Source organism: Photobacterium frigidiphilum (assembly GCF_003025615.1).
Lineage (GTDB): Bacteria > Pseudomonadota > Gammaproteobacteria > Enterobacterales > Vibrionaceae > Photobacterium > Photobacterium frigidiphilum.
Window position 1 is genome coordinate 183833 of the sequence record NZ_PYMJ01000006.1, and the last position, 16172, is coordinate 200004.

Genomic DNA, 16172 nt, shown 5'->3' on the forward strand with positions numbered 1-16172 from the left:
AAACCAGCACATAAATCTATGAATAAAGAACAATTGCGTAGTATTGATAAAATACATGTTGAAAGCATGAGTGTTGATATTGTCGGGGAAAATACGCCTGATCCACTGAGGTTTGCATTTCGTCAAAAACGATCAGCGCATGCTGGTGGTATGACATCAATGGTTGCAGAGAGCGAACAGCAGCCTATAGCGCAAGCAATTTTAAGTACAACACCAAGCCAATCGGGGAAGCGTTGTTTATACGTGCATATTCCTTTTTGTCGTGTGCGCTGTACGTATTGTAATTTTTTCCAATACGCATCGAGCCAAAGTTTAATTGATGATTATTTTGCTGCGTTGATGGTAGAGCTTGAACTGAAAGCACGCCAAGCTTGGACACAAGCAGCACCATTTCATGCGGTATATATTGGTGGTGGCACCCCAACAGATTTAACGGCTGCGCAAATTAAGCGTTTAGGGCAAATGATTCGTCAACATTTCCCATTAACAACAGATTGTGAACTAACGTTGGAAGGGCGAATTAATCGCTTTACTGATGAAATGTTTGATTCAGCACTAGAAGGTGGCTTCAATCGTTTTTCATTTGGTGTGCAAAGCTTCGATACGCAAGTACGACGTAAAGCAAAGCGCTTAGATGATAAAGACGTGGTATTAGAGAGAATTCTAGCGCTCAGTTCAAGCGAATCAGCACCTATCGTTATCGATCTATTGTATGGATTGCCGTACCAAGACTTAACGGTGTGGCAACAAGATTTGAATGACTTTTTAGACAGTGGTGCGCATGGTGTCGATCTGTATCAACTCATCGAAATGGGTGGTACACCGATGAAGGGGTTGGTTGAGAATGGTCGATTACCAGAGCCTGCTGATACCCCAACAAAAGCGACGATGTTTGAACATGGTGTAAATTTTATGGCCAAACACCATATGCGTCGTTTGAGTGTGAATCATTGGGCAAGAGATAATCGTGAACGTAGTGTTTACAACAGCTTAGCTAAAACCTCTGCAGAAGTTTTACCTTTAGGTGCAGGGGCCGGTGGCAATGTTAGTGGTTATGGTTTCATGCAGCATCGGAACTTAGATACGTATATGGCGTCTGTAAGTAAAGGTGAGATGCCTTTAATGATGATGACTAAGTCTGCACCTTTAGCTGCACTACACGCAGAAATTAAAGCGAGTTTTGACCGTGGGGTATTGTCTGCATCGTTACTTAGAAAGGCTCTTGCACAGCAAGTGATGGTAAACCAGATTCCAGCACAGTACATGAATATTGATGTTTATGACTATTGTTTACCCTTGTTTAAAAAGTGGGAAAGTCATGGGTTGGTTGATGTCGATAATGAGTATTTATCGCTAACGTTAGCAGGGCAATTCTGGTCGGTGTCGTTGGCTCAGGCAATGATTGAAGTGTTACAAAAGTTTTTTACCCGCACAAGCGGCGGCATGAAGCGTTTCTAGCGCCTTCATAGATAAAAATTAAAAAGCTAATTAACGCATTTATAAATATGGAGAAACACCGTGTTTTCAACATACTCACTAGAAATAATGAAAGAAAAAGTAGCGGCAGTATTGGCTGACGATCCAAAATTACATGCTGGTGCGATTGCCGAAAAATTAGAAGTTACCGAAGGTGAAGTTGTATTCGCTTTCCCTGATGAGTTCGTCGCAACACTCCCTGGTGAGGTCGCGAAAAGCATTCTAGAAGATTTACCTTCATGGGGCCCTGTTACAACAATTGTGCACTCAATGGGTTCAATTTTTGAGGTGAAGGCACCGTTTCCTAAAGGTAAGGAAGCGCGTGGTTATTATAACTTGATGGGTAAAGACGGCGAATTGCACGGTCACTTGCGTTTAGATCTTGTCGCTCAGATTGGTTTAGTCAGCAAAACATTTATGGGGCAAGAAAGTTATTTTATTGGCTTCTTTGCTAAAACGGGCGAGTGTGTATTTAAAGTGTATCTAGGGCGCGACAAGCACCGTAAATTATTCCCAGAACAAATTGAAAAATTCCAGCAACTTAAAACACAGTATTTATAAAAAAGCTTATAAACAGTACTTATAAACAACAGTTATAAGTACTGTCATCATATTAAAAAATAACCCTAAAATACCGACTAAACAGGTATAAACGGAGAAAGTAAAAATGAGTCAGGTAAAACAAGAACGCCTTCAAAACCGTTTAGGTCCAGAAATTAAAGAATTTCGTGAATCGTGCCAAACCATTCAGCTCGCGACAGTCGATGCGAATGGTAACCCAAACGTGAGTTATGCCCCGTTTGCATTATTAGATGATGGTTATTATGTGTTGATTAGCCAAATTGCGAAACACGCACGTAACTTGCTTGAAAATCCGAAAGTATCTTTAATGATGATTGAAGATGAAGCGACATCGAAAACAATTTATGCACGTAAACGCTTAACTTTTGAAGCGAATGTTGTGATCGTTGAACGTGAAACAGCGCGTTGGCAAGAAGCCGTTGCGGGCCTAACAGCGCGTTTTGGAGAAATTGTTGATGGCTTAAGTGGATTAGAAGATTTTAAAATGTTCCGTCTTGAACCGACTCAAGGTTTATTTGTAAAAGGCTTTGGTAAAGCATTCCAAGTAAGCAGCGATGACCTAGTTGATTTTGTTCACTTAACAGAAGGTCATAAGCGCGTTAAAGATGGTAGCGAAGTAACAGCGCCAACAGAAGAGTTATAAGGTATATCAATGCTTTGGTATAAGTAAAGTACGTTTAAAAGTACAGTACCTTGGTACAGTTAATAAGCAAAAGGCTTGAACCGAGGTTCAGGCCTTTGTTTGTATAGGGTGTTATTGCGGACAATAACAGACAGGCTTTTTAAACGCTTGATCATGATCATCAGATACCAATGAGAAACTTGATGTCTCCCGAATACGTGTGATAATTACGTCAACCTTTACGCTTATATCGGATCAATATTATGGCTAATAAAAACGGTTTATGGTTTGCTTATATCGCAAGCTTTTTAACACCTTTCACATTACTAATCTCTGGTATTGTTGCCATTATTTATTCTGGCTATCAGTTGAATAAAGGTACTGATGAAGTGGCTTACAGCCATTATTACACCATTATTCGAAGCTTCTTTTTGTTCTTCACATTTTTTGTTGTTTTGGGTGTAACGGCGGCGACTACAACGGGTATGGTAGCGGGTGCTGAGTATTGGGTTCATAGTAATGTACTTCATACAGTACTGAATATACTGCCATTTATTGGTGCAGTTATTGCCTTAGCAGCGATTGTGGCTTGGTTTGCGAAGATAGTGAAAGGCATGAAGCAGCTTAGCGTAAATGAAGCCGTAGAAATGTAATTGCCGAAATAGTGGTAATACAACAAAGGTAATACAAAAAAACCTGTGGAAGTCTGATGAGTTACTCAGATTTCCACAGGTTTTTTTATTGCTCGCTTTCTCGCTAACTTAGGGGGAACTAGTCTAGCTTGTCGACTTAGCTTCTAAATTGGGTGAATAAAGTGTCGAGCTCTTTTAAGAGAGTCTCTGTTTTTGGGTCCTGTTTTTTCATTGCAGAGAGCGTATCTTTCTGTAGTGCGATTTCGAGTTTACTAAGCTCAGGATCAGCCATGATAGATTCACGTTGTTTAGCTAATGCTTGTTTTTCTTTGGCGAATGATTTTATTAGCTCAGCACGTTGTTCGTCTGTCGTATTTTCATCTCGCACTTGCTGCTGAATTTCTTGTGCAGTTTTAAGGAAAGCTTCTGGTTGATAATTGATTTCTTTCGCTTTCTTTTCAAACGTTGCTTCGAATGTTTTTACCTGTTCAACAAGAGCTGGGTTTGATTGCATGGTTTGTGTTCTTATATCAGCTAACTCTTGCTGAATTACGCCAATACGATTAGCCAGTTTTTGCTGTTCAACAGCAGGTGAAGCCATTACTTCACTCGCATTCACTTGTACGCTTGCGATAAAGCCAAGTATTGAAAAAGATAGAAGCAGTTTTGCAAATAAGGATTTAAATAGAGGTTCTTTCACCATAATTCTAGACATGTTTATATCTCTTGTTATTTAGTATGAGGTATACGTTAAATGTCGGAAGGGGGAGTTATGTCAGAAGACTGTCATGAAGGCTGTTTAAAAGCTGAACACTTAAAAAAAAGCCGGTATTAAATACCGGCAAGGAGATAGTGTTTCAGTGGCATTATCATGTAGCTACCAACATGCATGCACACCGATTATTATTGATTAGTTCTATTCTTCCCCTAACAGGAAAGCAGCGTCGAGTTGGCAGAAAGCAACAAGTAAGTTAACAGATGCAGTATAAAACCCGAAGTCATCACGTGCTTTACACGATTGGGCAAATGCTGGAATCCAGTTCAATAGCATGTCATTAACAAAGGCTAATTGCGCTTGCATCAACGCTTCACGTTTTTCTTCATCCAACTCTTGGTTTGCTTGGATAATAAGATTGCCCATAAAGTCTAACTCTACTGCAATATGATCTGCAGGTTCGTTGAATTCTTTACGTTGTGCAATACCGTATTCTTCCATTAATGCATTCATATCTTGAGCGGGTTTATCGTTCAATAAACCAGATTCACCAACATATATTGATGCATAAGGTAATGCGCCTGATTTAGGTGTGCTCAGAAATAGACCACAGAAATCAGCTGCTAATTCAAGCTGTGCATCTTCACGTGTTTTTAGCGTGTTGATTGCATTGCGAAATGCTTCAACAGGTTCTTTAAGCTCAGGTGTCATTCCTAAACCAGACAAGAAAGTGAACATTTCGTCACCGTGGTACTCGGTTACATCTTCATTCGTCAACTCGCGAGCCAAAAGTGAAGACATCCACCAGTAAATTTCAGCACGTTGTTCGTTGAAAGCAATAAATTCTTGCATGGTCACTCCAGACACTTAAAACATATTCACATAAAACATAGATTTGTAATGATTATATGTGAATAGGTTTTATTTTGTTTAAAGAAAGGTGAGGTTATTGCTTCAGATCGCCTATCTTTTTATTATTTTTGATTAGCCGCCTAAATTTAAGGCGGCTATCATTCAGTTCACTAAAACAATGCGCACATCAAGTATTCGCTTGGTTGCTTATTGTTTTATTACTCTAAATCCATTGCTGGGAATAGAGGGTTAATATCAGTGACTTCTACAGGGCCATTAAAGCCTGTTACCGATGGAAGTTTTCCAGTGTATTTTTCGATATCTACTTGAGCCGATGCAGCTGTTGTTGCCTGTGCAAGCTTTGATGAGCCAACATCTTGAGTTAGCACGTTTGGATCGCCATATGTACAGATCGTGCCTGGTTTACCACCTTCAAGAGGGCTATACCATGCGCCTTCATGAATACGACAAACACCTGATTTAAAGTCTTCAGTCACTACTGCGCCTGCTAGTACTTCACCACGGTCGTTGAATACACGAACAACATCACCAGATTGAATGCCACGCGCTTTAGCGTCGATAGCACTGATGTAAACAGGCTCACGATCTGCAACTGAATAACTTGCACGAAGCTCTGTTGATGAACATAGCTGAGAGTGCAAGCGGTGGTTAGGGTGCGTGCTTTGCATGTTCAGTGGGAACTTGTTTGATTGAGGCCCACCGTGGCTACGCTCATTTTTTTCAAACCACATTGGGTGACCCTGACAGTCGTCGTAACCCATGTCAGCAATTGTCTTACAATAGATTTCAATAAGACCTGAAGCGGTACCTAGAGGCTCTAGATCAGGTTCTTTACGGAATGATTCGTGGCGTACCCATTCAGCACCTTCAGGGAACTCAATGAAACCTTCTTCATCCCAGAATTTCTTGAAGTTAGGCATACGAACGCCAAGGCCACGGCCTTGTAAACGTGCACCGTTATAGATTTCTTCAATCCATTCCATTTGTGTCTTACCGCCAGTGAATGCTTCTTCACGATCAAAGCGACGACATAGTTCACGGAAAATATCGAAGTCATCTTTCGCTTCAAACATAGGCTCAACGACTTTAGGCAGGGCAATAATGCCTGCATTAGAGTGGTTACCGTATTGTTCGATGTCATGGCGTTCATGCGTTGTTGTTGCAGGTAAAACGATATCTGCAAAACGACAAGTCGCGGTCCATTGGTGCTCTATTGATACAACCGTTTCCAGTTTACGCCATGCTTTGATCATCTTGTTACGATCTTGATGGTGGTGGAAAGGGTTGTTACCACAGAAGATAGCCATCTTCATTTCAGGGAATTTAACTTCGTGACCATTCCACTGGATTGTTTCGCCAGGATTCTCGATACAGTCTACGAAACGTGCTACTGGAATATAGGTAGAGTAGCCTTTGTATGAACCGTTGTGGATAGGGTCAACGCCTGTTACGCCACTAAAGCCCGACATTAATGGACCATTAGACGTGATAGAACCAGCATCGTTGTAGTGCCAGCCGAAACCGAAGCCACCACCAGGTAAGCCGATTTGGCCTAGCATTGCAGCAACTACCACTAGCATCCACGCGTATTGCTCGCCGTGTTGCATGCGCTGTAGACACCAGCCACCAATGATCTGAGTACGACCAGATGCCATTTGACGAGCAAGTGCACGAATTTCATCTGCTTTAATGCCACAGATTTTTTCAGCCCACTCTGGTGTTTTTTCAACGCCATCGCTCTCACCTGTTAGGTAAGGGACAAACTTTTTGAAGCCAGTCGTGTAATCAGCAATGAAATCTTTGTTGTATAGGTTCTCGGTATACAAGGTATGCGCGATAGCTAACATCAACGGTAGATCAGTTTGCGGGTTAACAGCGATTTGCTCGCCACCAACAAACTTCTGAGTTTCAGAACGAACAGGATCAACGTAAATTACTTTGATTTCTTTGTTCTTTACTTTCTCAGCCAGTTCTTGGTAATAAGCGTATGGGCTGTGGTCTGGAACTAACCAACCTACTTGAAGGTTCTTGATTGGATCTGAACCCCAGATAACAATTGTGTCTGAGTTTTCAAGAACCAAAGGCCAAGATGTTTGCTGCTCGTATACTTCCATTGCACCAGCAACGTACGGAAGAATAACCTGTGCTGCACCTGTTGAGTAGTCACCCATTTTGCCAAGGTAAGTGCCGTGTAGGCCAATAGCACGCATCATCATAGTGCCAGCAGAGTGAAGCTTACCGACTGACTGCCAACCTGTATGACCTGCGTAAAGTGCGCTAGGACCATAGTTATTTTGTACACGCTCTAGTTCGTGGTAGAAGAAATCAAGTGCTTGACTCCATGGCACACGTACAAAACGGTTATCACCACGTTGCGTAGTGTCAGACTTGTAACCATGTTTTAGCCAATCAATACGAACCATTGGGTATTTAACACGAGCAGGGTTGTAAACAACCTCGCGTACACCGTTAATCATAGGGGTAGGGTGTAAATCTTTTTCGAACGGAACAGTATCTACCCAAACACCGTCAACAACTTTGGCGCGGAATGCACCCCAGTGAGAGCCTGACAGCACATTGCCTGTGAACGTGGCTTTGCTATCGGTTGCTGCCATTGCTTTACGTGGTGCAAGTAAGCTTGTTCCTACAACTGATGCTGCACTGACTGTAACCAGACCAGATAAAAAGCGGCGGCGTGAAACACCTTTATTTAGAATTTGAGTCGTCATCGACGAGATCCTTAAATTTGAAATTCTGTGTAATAACGCGGGCTAAAAGTATTAACCCGCCTCTTAGGAATTAGTGGGCGCCAGCGCCGCCTGTGTCTTTACCGTGATTTTGAAGGTACTTCAGTAAAGTACGCTCTTCTGTTTTAGTTAGACGGTAATAAGCACTCATAGCATTAAGGCCTGAGATCCAGCCATTTGCAGTAAAATGGGCAGGGTCCGGAGCAGCATGGCATGCATTGCAGGTTGAGCCATACATGTCTTCTGCGTAATTCCAGATAGGTTGAATGCTATCGATCATGTCATCAGAGCTGATCCATGCTTCAACAGAAACGTGTTGCCAAACAATATCGGTTGAAACGTCAGTTTGCTCTTCAAGTAACTTTTCACCCGCTTTTACGTCGCCACGAATAGTTGCTTTAAAGACACGTTTACCCATGTATTCAGTTAGTACACGACCTTTGCCTGCTTTTTCTAACCAGCCGTCAATTTGTACTTTCAGCATGTCGTCTTTACGTTCAAGAACGATAACTTCAGAAGCCGGTAATAACTTACCTTCTGGTTTAGCGTCAGCACTGTTGGTAGCGAAAAGGTCTTTTTCACCCAAAGAGTAAAGATTTTCAGCAGCAGCACCTTGAGATTTAGCTGTTGTTTGTAGTTCTTCGAAATCTTTTTGGAAGCCACCAGCCATGTTAGGTAACTCGTGGGCAATACCTTTGTGACACTCAATGCAGTTCATATCGTCAGCGGCTGCTTTGTTCATTTCAAACGCTGCTTTAGCCGATTGTTTTGAGTGATCCATCGACTCGTAAGCGTGGCAGCTCTTACATGTTTTTGAGTTTTGACCTTTCATTCGAGCCCAAACAGCTTGTGCCATCTCTAAGCGGTTGTCTTCGAATTTTTCAGGCGTATCCACTTTCTTAGAAATGAAGTGGTGGTAGAGATCTTTTGCGCCTTCCATCTTACGGAATAGTTTACCTGGCAAGTCTTTTGGTTGGTGGCAATCAACACATTCAGCACGTACACCAGAGGCATTTTTAAAGTGAACAGTTTGTTTATACTCTTCGTAGTTGCCTTGCATGGTATGACAAGAGGTACAGAATTCTGTGGTTGAAGCAAACTCAAAACCTTTGTGTACAGTGAATGTACCCGCTAGCGTGATACCGATACCGACTAATACCAACGCAAGAATCGAATACTTGCTGCTTGGTTTTATCAACTTTTGCCAAAGTTTTTTCATATGTGGAATATTCCATGAATAAAGAATTGCCTCCGTAGTACGGAGGTAGTTAAATTTTTATGGGGTGATAATAAGTCCACGATGTGAATAAGGTTAACGGCAAGAATTAACAGTAAGCATCGGTTTATGAAAAATTGTGAATGGCAATGGGATGTGCTAACGTTTTATCAGGCGATAAAAACACAATAAAAGAGATAAAAATGAGTCATCACGTACTTGTTGTAGAAGATGAAATTGTTACCCGAACCAAACTTGTTGGGTATTTTGAGAACGAGGGTTACCAAGTAAGCCAAGCAGAGAATGGCGAGCAGATGCGAGAGATAATGATGGTCGAAAATATCGATCTCATTATGCTCGATATTAACTTGCCTGGTGAGAATGGTTTACTGCTTACACGTGAACTAAGAAGCCGCTCAGAGGTGGGTATTATTCTAGTCACTGGTCGTACCGATAGCATCGATCGTATCGTGGGCTTAGAGATGGGTGCCGACGATTATGTGACGAAACCGTTCGAGCTAAGAGAACTGCTTGTAAGAGTGAAAAACTTATTATGGCGCATGGGGTTAGTCGAAAAAGCGCGCAGTGAAACGTTAGTTGAAATACATGAAGATAACATCATTCGTTTCAGTGATTGGCAATTTGATATTAACAGACGAGCATTGACTCATAACGGTCAGCCAGTGAAGTTAACTAAAGCTGAATATGAGCTTTTAGTAGCGTTTTCTTCGCACCAAAATGTTGTATTAAGTCGTGAACGAATTCTGAATATGTTGAGCCATCGTGTAGAGGCTCCTAATGATAGAACTATCGATGTTCTGATTCGAAGAATGCGTTCGAAAATGGAAGTTGACCCGAAAAATCCACAAATTTTTGTTACCGTTCATGGTGAAGGTTACATGTTTGCTGGCGATTAAATTCACGAAAATGAACGTTAAAATGGCTGGCTAAAAAGTCATTTAAACGAGCCTTTATTTAAGCCGACACATTCTATGTGTCGGCTTTTTCATGGCGATTTAACTGCACTTTAGTTGATTTCAATCAACTTTTGTTGAATTTAGGAATAAATACTAACTGTATGTTTTTAGAGCATTAATAGATAATCCAAATGATGCTGCTGTGATTTTGATTTTTTTACGATGAACTTTACGGTGCAGTTACACAAAATATCGATTCATTAACATGCGTATTATTATGGTAACAGCTAAATAATTCGAAATGTTACGGTTATGACATTATTGAAATATAGCATTATATATCGATAAATAATGCAGACTGTTGATGGGGGAATTTGATTAGAATTGAGAGTGTAATATCCAAAACAGCCTGAAATTTTCAGACTGTTTGAGGTTTATATTTGAGGTCGCAGGGTATAATTGATAGCTAGTTATTTGCCAAAATACGTTTAGTTAAAGTCAACAAACGTGGCAGGCTATGTACACTTTCTTTCGCGAGTTCTTTTTGCTCGATTAAAACATCTTGCAAAATGTTATCCGTCGTTAGTGGGTTCGCCAGTACAACTCTGAAAACGGTTGTAATTTTGTGGTCCCACTTTTCAGGTGTTAAACGCGTACGTGACACAAAAGATTTACCAGATTCACGCTGACGCTTTTGAATAAATTTCGTAAGGTCATTAAGTGCATCATGTAATAGATGTTTATCTTCGGCATTCGCAATCGTTAGTGCTTGCTGCGTTTCTGCGGGAACATATCGATAGGTGAGCAAGCATAATTCCGGTTCGGTAATTAGCTCAAAATCGGGTTCTTGCTTAATCATATTTGCGAAATGTTTTGCTTTATCAATACTGTTGTTGATCAACATTTCATAGCCTTGTCGGCTAATAATATTCAAGCTTGCAAACAGTAGCATTGCCATACCACTACGTGAACCTTCTAAAGTATGGCTACCCAAATCTTTAGAGCCTTTACGAAGAATATATTCAGCGTGATGTTCAATTGATGTCATCAAAGCTGGGTTTTTGAAGATAACCATGCCTGCCCCCATTGGTACGTACAGTTGCTTGTGCGCATCAATAGTAATCGAATCTGCTCGCTCGATGCCTTTCAATAAAGAGCGGTATTTGTTCGACATTAAGGTCGCACCGCCCCAAGCAGCATCGACATGGAAATGACAATCATGCGCTTGTGCAATATCGGCTAACTCGTCTAGCGGATCAATATTTCCCGTTTCAGTTGTGCCAGCCACACCAATAATAGCGAATGGTTTAATGTTGTTTTCTTTTAAGGATTGGAGGGTAGCAGTTAGATCATCAACTCGGATTCGGTTATTGTCATCCGTTTTTATTGGAATAAGACAATCACGGCCAATACCTAAGACATCAGCTGCTTTTTTTAGTGAATAGTGACCACGTTCAGAGACAAGTATTGCAAGGTCATCATATCCGTAATGCTTCATTGCACGGAATAGACCTTCATTTGCCACGCCTTTAAATTCACCATCTGGCTTTAACACATTGTTTCGTGCTACCCAAAGTGCGGTAATATTGGCAATTGTGCCGCCAGAACAAAAAGCCCCCAATGAATGGTTTGCACTGTGCATCCACTGCTGATAGAAACTTGTCTCTTCATTGAAGATTAAGTTGTGCATCATGCCTAAAACTTGGCGTTCTAGGGGAGTGAATGCTTTTGAGGTTTCAATCTTCACCAAGTTCTGGTTTAGACCGATCATAATTTTTGATAGCGGCATCAAAAAATACGGTAGGGCAGACGTCATGTGGCCAATAAAGCTTGGCGCAGACGTATGAACCGACTGAGCAACAAGCTTAGTCAGCAAAAATTGAGTGTGATCGGATACAAAACTAGGATTTTCTGGAATGTCAGCAGATGAGAAATCCTTTTCAATCTCTATAAGCGGCTTTTCGCGCGCGGCAATATGCGTACCCAAAAATTCATTTAGGTTTTGTGAGATTTTTTGCTCGATCAGCCCTAGGGTTGATTCAGGTGCTTCCGGCACCGTAAAAATGCGATGTAATGACTCTAAAGTCGCATCGGCTTTTCTATTATCCACTGCCATAATGACTTGTTACTTTTGATTAACTTCGGCAAATTGATGCTAATTTAATAGAAATTGGCATCGATGTCTCGAAATATTTCTATGTTTGCTACTAACTGTTCACATAAAAACCTTCAAGATCATCGATATAGTTACACCAATTAACTATTTTGATGTTTTGATATTAAAATTTATAGTTGATACCCACAGTGGCCATTAGGGTGTCTTCGTTGTAGAAATTGATATTGGAGTCTGTTGTGTTATAACCAATCAATGATACTAGTCCCCAATTTGTCCAACCAAAAGGCTCATTGTATTCATACGCTAAAAAGACACTCCAAAGGTCATCTTTTTGCTTTTCATCAAATACAGGGTTCTCTGCTTCGTATTGTGCATTTTTATAGCCAAACGTTAGTGCGAGGCTAGAGCTAGGTAACATCTGTATAATACTAAGCTGTGCACCATAGGTATCATATGACATCGCGTCGCCATCAGCATCAAATCGGGTATAGTTTAACGCACCACGTAAGAATCGCCCTCGAGCGATAGATTGGCGGTAAGCCCCCTCTAAATAAATGATGTCTCCTTCACGATCTAATGAGGCTATTTCTGTTTCTGATAAGTTTTGTTTTTGACCACTTTTTTCAGAATCAATTTCTTGCTGCCCTACAGAAGTCTCCATTGAGAAGTTAGAACCCAGTATATTTTTGTATTGAAAACGGAACCCTTTAATTTTTGTGTCTGTTTTAGTTCGATTTTCATTTACTAAAAAAGGGTCTTCCCATGTTTCAGTCCCAATAATGCCAGGTACATAGCTTAAGCTCACCATGCCATTACCCTCGAATAATTGACGGTAACCTGCCTCAATGTGGAAACGACCTAATGCCAAATCAGATCGGCTAGTACCCATGAAAACTTGTTTATCTGAAGCGAAGGTATATTGAATCGCACCTAGCGGGGCGATAAGTGCTTTAGTATCAGATTCACCAGAACTTTCTAGAGAGGGTGTTGATTTAATATCGGTATTGAATTGTGATTTAGTGTTGCTAAAACCCGTAAGCAATGAAATATCGCCGCTGAATCCTTGCTCCCACTGAGCTAAAGGATTAGCCCAAACTGATGTCGAGGTCATTGCGAGAAGCAGACCCATAGAAAGAGGCTTCATTACCACTCCTGTGAAAAACAATGCTGTTAAATAAAAAGGTATATAACGTATATTTTTATATGGCATACAGAGTATGCAAGTTGAATTTTACTTTGTGCTGCTCTTATACGCAAAGCAAGAATACGCTATGTCAATATAATGTTAAATGACAAATTTAACATTATATCAAAAACATAGCTGAATAATTAAGATGTTAATGATAATTAATGCTTATATACCCAAGTCACCTCAAGGTGCAGGATTCTCGCTGAAACGAACAGCTTAAGGTTGGGTATATATGAGTAAATAAAAAACCCGCGACAACGAAGTCGCGGGTTTTTATATTTCAGCAATTAAATAACGTAACGACTAATCGTGCTAATTACACTCGATAGCTGCAATTTTCGTCATTTCTTCATTGTAAGCATTCAGAGGCTTATCAATATTGACAGGGTGGGTCAGTAAGTCAGCAAAGGCACTGCGTAGCTCATAGTTTTTCTTATGAGGCGTACTTTGGCGGTCATCAAATGCTTTTTTTGCATAACGACCAAGCTCATCTTGTTGTGTTGACAGTTTTTTAACGTCTTGCTGAGTTAGCTGTAACCAAGATTCAACCGATTGGGTAAGGTCAAGTTTGGTTTTATCGTTTTCTAAGTACCAATCAACCGCTTCACGATTTAATTCAAAGTGATGCTTTCGACCAGCTAAAAACCAGTCACCCACTTCTTTAAGGCTTTCATCTTGTTTAATACTCAAATCAACCAAACTCTGATACCAGCTTAATGATGCATCGACATACTGGTGGTATTTGTCGCTTTCACAGCTAGTTGTTGATGCTAGTGCCGTTGTTGGAAGAAGTACGAGTGAAAGAATTACAGCAGATAACTTCATTGCCTATCCTTGATTGATCAATGTTTGTTTTTATGTACCAATTGTAACGAGATGATTGTGATAAAGAAAACGATTCTTTATCAGAATGATTCATTCATCCTGAATCTACTTAATTTTTGTCACTTCTATAATGAGTAAACTTGCAAGGCATCACATTTCATAGACTCTGATGATTCAACAATGTGACACTTCTAAATGAGTCTAATACCCTAGGTGCGCATTATGTTTTAAACCATCACGCGATGGGATGGAGGTCAAGAGATACCACCGGAATGTAAACGGCTAATGAGAATGTACACAGGAAGAGAAGTAGGTATAAGCGAAAGCTGGATAGGGTGGAGAATTGCCAAAGAACACTTAATTTCACCTAACGGATTGAGTATCTCTTCTAAGAAAGTATTAAAAGGTACTGCGATATTAGAAATAGGCGCAGAGCAGGATAGCCACAACCTATCACTAATTATGAAAACGGCAAGGGCATTGAGAATGACACTAAAAAATTGATAGTGACTACGCTAGCAGCCCTTTGAACGAAGGCTGTTAGTGTATACAAAACAGTTCTATACATTTGAACTGTTTAGTTACAAGTCCCCTTAATTGTACCAACAAACATATTGGCACCATTAAATTCATTAAAACCATTAATTGATTTTGTATAAACTGCTTTTTTATGAGTAGGGTATATTGCCCAAGTTTCAATGGTTGATTCACCACTGTCACGAATATCAGCACAGATTAGTGTCAAAGAGCCAGCTTGAAAACAGTTCATATTGTTTGGGGATACGCTACTTTGTTCACCGTTTATTTCAACAATAAATTTTTGCGACGATATGCCGTCTTTGTCAATTATGAACTTATCATTCTGTCTTACCGAGTACCCTTTAAGATCACCAATGACAAAGCAACTTGCCTGTACGGGTAGTGATAAAACTGCTGCCAATAGTACGATGTTCTTCATATAACCCTCAAAAAATTAACGCATTGATTTTATTGCGAATTTTATTTTTGAAACTTAGCCAGTCGCTCAATACAATCAACCTGAGACTTAGCTTTTGAGTAATGCTTAACATAGATTAAATATATGTTTTTCATTTCATTTTTGGCATTTAAGCATTCATCAAAGGCTTCTTTATCATCAAGCTTTACATAGTTACTCAGGTTTCCATAAATTGTTTTTGTTTTAGTGAGTTGTGTCTGCACTACTCGAATGTGTCCATCAAACTCGTTAAGTGCCTTCTGGAAGCCATAAGAACCAATATATTGAGAATCAAGCAAATCAAAATTATTACGACGAACAAATAACTCTTCAGTTTCTAAAGTTATTCTTTCAATTAACTCTTTAACTTCACCTAAACACTCTTGAGACAAAATGCGCTTGTCTTTGTATTCGTTCTTATCATCAAGCTCTTTCAACCGACAATAATTCTTGGAACCAATAAATAACGCTAAACCTGAAACAAACAGCGCTATAATTGAAATTAATAATTGTAAATTGTCCATTTAGTACCTTATCTAATTATTAATATCGTCATTACATCCAAAGACTGTGTTGGTTGTTAGTGTATGTCAAACCTTTCCCGTATTAAGGGGTGGGGTAGTATCACCAACACCTAACTACTGCGAGTAAAACGCATTATCTTGATTGTTATAAGTCAGTCTTTGAATATACGATAGTATCGGATAGTTCTCCTGATGGTAAACGGCGTGCATTCACGAGCTTCGCATCGAGTTGATAGCCACATCGCTCAGCGACAGAACGGCTATTTAGATTTGTTGAGGCCGCTGTTATTTCAACACGGTTTGCTCCACATTCATCGAAAGCGTATTTTTCAAGCAAAGCTATAGCTTCGGACACATAACCTTTTCCTGTTTCACTTGTTCTTAGCCAGTAGCCAATTTCAAAAAACGGAACAGATTTATCTCTGATAATTAAACCTACAGCCCCTAGGAAATAGTCATCTGATTTCCGTATTATTGAATATCGAAGCTCGCCAGTGAAATTTTCAAAATTCTTAATAGCCTCTTGGGTATTTGTTATTGAGTCAGATTCAGTAAGAGCATAATCTACCCATGGAAGAAACTGACGTAATTCGTGTTCACTTTCAATGATTGCCTCAAGCATTGAATGGGCTCGTTCCATTGATGGAGGAACAAGTTTTATTGTTGAATTTTCCACTAAAGCTAACTCCTTGTGCTTATAACGCCGAATATAAATTGCGCTACGGCTAACTCACCAAGCGCATTGAATTCCATACTAAAACT

General features: G+C 40.1%; 16 protein-coding genes. 6 read left to right on the forward strand and 10 right to left on the reverse strand.

Annotated features, from left to right (window positions below; genetic code table 11):
* The first annotated feature begins 18 nt into the window (after positions 1-18).
* The 4 genes from hutW (at position 19) to C9J12_RS08495 (ending at position 3333) form a co-directional block, all read left to right on the forward strand.
* Positions 19-1458, forward strand: coding sequence for a heme anaerobic degradation radical SAM methyltransferase ChuW/HutW (gene hutW / locus C9J12_RS08480; RefSeq protein ID WP_107242299.1), 1440 nt, complete (start codon positions 19-21; stop codon positions 1456-1458).
* A gap of 60 nt (positions 1459-1518) precedes the next feature.
* Positions 1519-2037 carry a heme utilization cystosolic carrier protein HutX gene (hutX, locus tag C9J12_RS08485; RefSeq protein ID WP_107242300.1) on the forward strand — a complete coding sequence of 173 codons (519 nt, stop codon included), beginning with the start codon at positions 1519-1521 and terminating at the stop codon, positions 2035-2037.
* Between the two features lie 106 nt (positions 2038-2143).
* Entirely contained in the window at positions 2144-2701 is a 558-nt protein-coding gene (hutZ, locus tag C9J12_RS08490) for a heme utilization protein HutZ (RefSeq protein ID WP_107242301.1), read from the forward strand.
* 242 nt (positions 2702-2943) lie between these two features.
* Entirely contained in the window at positions 2944-3333 is a 390-nt protein-coding gene (locus C9J12_RS08495) for a hypothetical protein (protein WP_011218224.1), read from the forward strand.
* Between the two features lie 136 nt (positions 3334-3469).
* Here C9J12_RS08495 and C9J12_RS08500 read toward each other — a convergent pair whose 3' ends face one another.
* The 4 genes from C9J12_RS08500 to torC all read right to left on the reverse strand — a co-directional run bounded on the left by C9J12_RS08500 (position 3470) and on the right by torC (position 8866).
* Positions 3470-4027, reverse strand: coding sequence for a hypothetical protein (locus C9J12_RS08500; RefSeq protein WP_107242302.1), 558 nt, complete (start codon positions 4025-4027; stop codon positions 3470-3472).
* Between the two features lie 201 nt (positions 4028-4228).
* The gene (gene torD, locus C9J12_RS08505) at positions 4229-4879 is read right to left on the reverse strand and encodes a molecular chaperone TorD (RefSeq protein WP_107242303.1); all 651 of its coding nucleotides are present in this window, start codon (positions 4877-4879) and stop codon (positions 4229-4231) included.
* Positions 4880-5097: 218 nt separating this feature from the next.
* Entirely contained in the window at positions 5098-7629 is a 2532-nt protein-coding gene (torA, locus tag C9J12_RS08510) for a trimethylamine-N-oxide reductase TorA (RefSeq protein ID WP_107242304.1), read from the reverse strand.
* A 70-nt stretch (positions 7630-7699) separates the two neighbouring features.
* The gene (gene torC / locus C9J12_RS08515; RefSeq protein ID WP_107242305.1) at positions 7700-8866 is read right to left on the reverse strand and encodes a pentaheme c-type cytochrome TorC; all 1167 of its coding nucleotides are present in this window, start codon (positions 8864-8866) and stop codon (positions 7700-7702) included.
* 200 nt (positions 8867-9066) lie between these two features.
* On the opposite strand from torC, the gene torR reads away from it, so the two are divergent.
* On the forward strand, positions 9067-9780 hold the full coding sequence (torR, locus tag C9J12_RS08520; RefSeq protein WP_107242306.1) for a two-component system response regulator TorR: 714 nt from the start codon (positions 9067-9069) through the stop codon (positions 9778-9780).
* A 466-nt stretch (positions 9781-10246) separates the two neighbouring features.
* Here the strand turns inward: torR and panP are convergent, their stop codons facing one another.
* The 3 genes from panP to C9J12_RS08535 form a co-directional block, all read right to left on the reverse strand.
* A complete protein-coding gene (panP, locus tag C9J12_RS08525) occupies positions 10247-11896 on the reverse strand; it encodes a pyridoxal-dependent aspartate 1-decarboxylase PanP (protein ID WP_107242307.1) in 1650 nt (549 codons plus the stop codon).
* Between the two features lie 163 nt (positions 11897-12059).
* Positions 12060-13040 (reverse strand): DUF2860 domain-containing protein, encoded by a 981-nt coding sequence (locus C9J12_RS08530; RefSeq protein WP_107242308.1) that lies wholly within the window; start codon positions 13038-13040, stop codon positions 12060-12062.
* Positions 13041-13397: 357 nt separating this feature from the next.
* Positions 13398-13910 (reverse strand): hypothetical protein, encoded by a 513-nt coding sequence (locus C9J12_RS08535; RefSeq protein WP_107242309.1) that lies wholly within the window; start codon positions 13908-13910, stop codon positions 13398-13400.
* A 291-nt stretch (positions 13911-14201) separates the two neighbouring features.
* On the opposite strand from C9J12_RS08535, the gene C9J12_RS08540 reads away from it, so the two are divergent.
* Entirely contained in the window at positions 14202-14414 is a 213-nt protein-coding gene (locus C9J12_RS08540) for a DUF3653 domain-containing protein (RefSeq protein WP_227876304.1), read from the forward strand.
* Positions 14415-14487: 73 nt separating this feature from the next.
* On the opposite strand, the gene C9J12_RS08545 is transcribed toward C9J12_RS08540, so the two are convergent.
* The 3 genes from C9J12_RS08545 to C9J12_RS08555 all read right to left on the reverse strand — a co-directional run bounded on the left by C9J12_RS08545 (position 14488) and on the right by C9J12_RS08555 (position 16086).
* Entirely contained in the window at positions 14488-14868 is a 381-nt protein-coding gene (locus tag C9J12_RS08545) for a hypothetical protein (RefSeq protein WP_107242310.1), read from the reverse strand.
* Positions 14869-14909: 41 nt separating this feature from the next.
* Positions 14910-15410, reverse strand: a complete 501-nt coding sequence (locus tag C9J12_RS08550) for a hypothetical protein (protein WP_107242311.1) — start codon at positions 15408-15410, stop codon at positions 14910-14912.
* 145 nt (positions 15411-15555) lie between these two features.
* Entirely contained in the window at positions 15556-16086 is a 531-nt protein-coding gene (locus C9J12_RS08555) for a GNAT family N-acetyltransferase (protein ID WP_107242312.1), read from the reverse strand.
* Between the last annotated feature and the right edge of the window lie 86 nt (positions 16087-16172).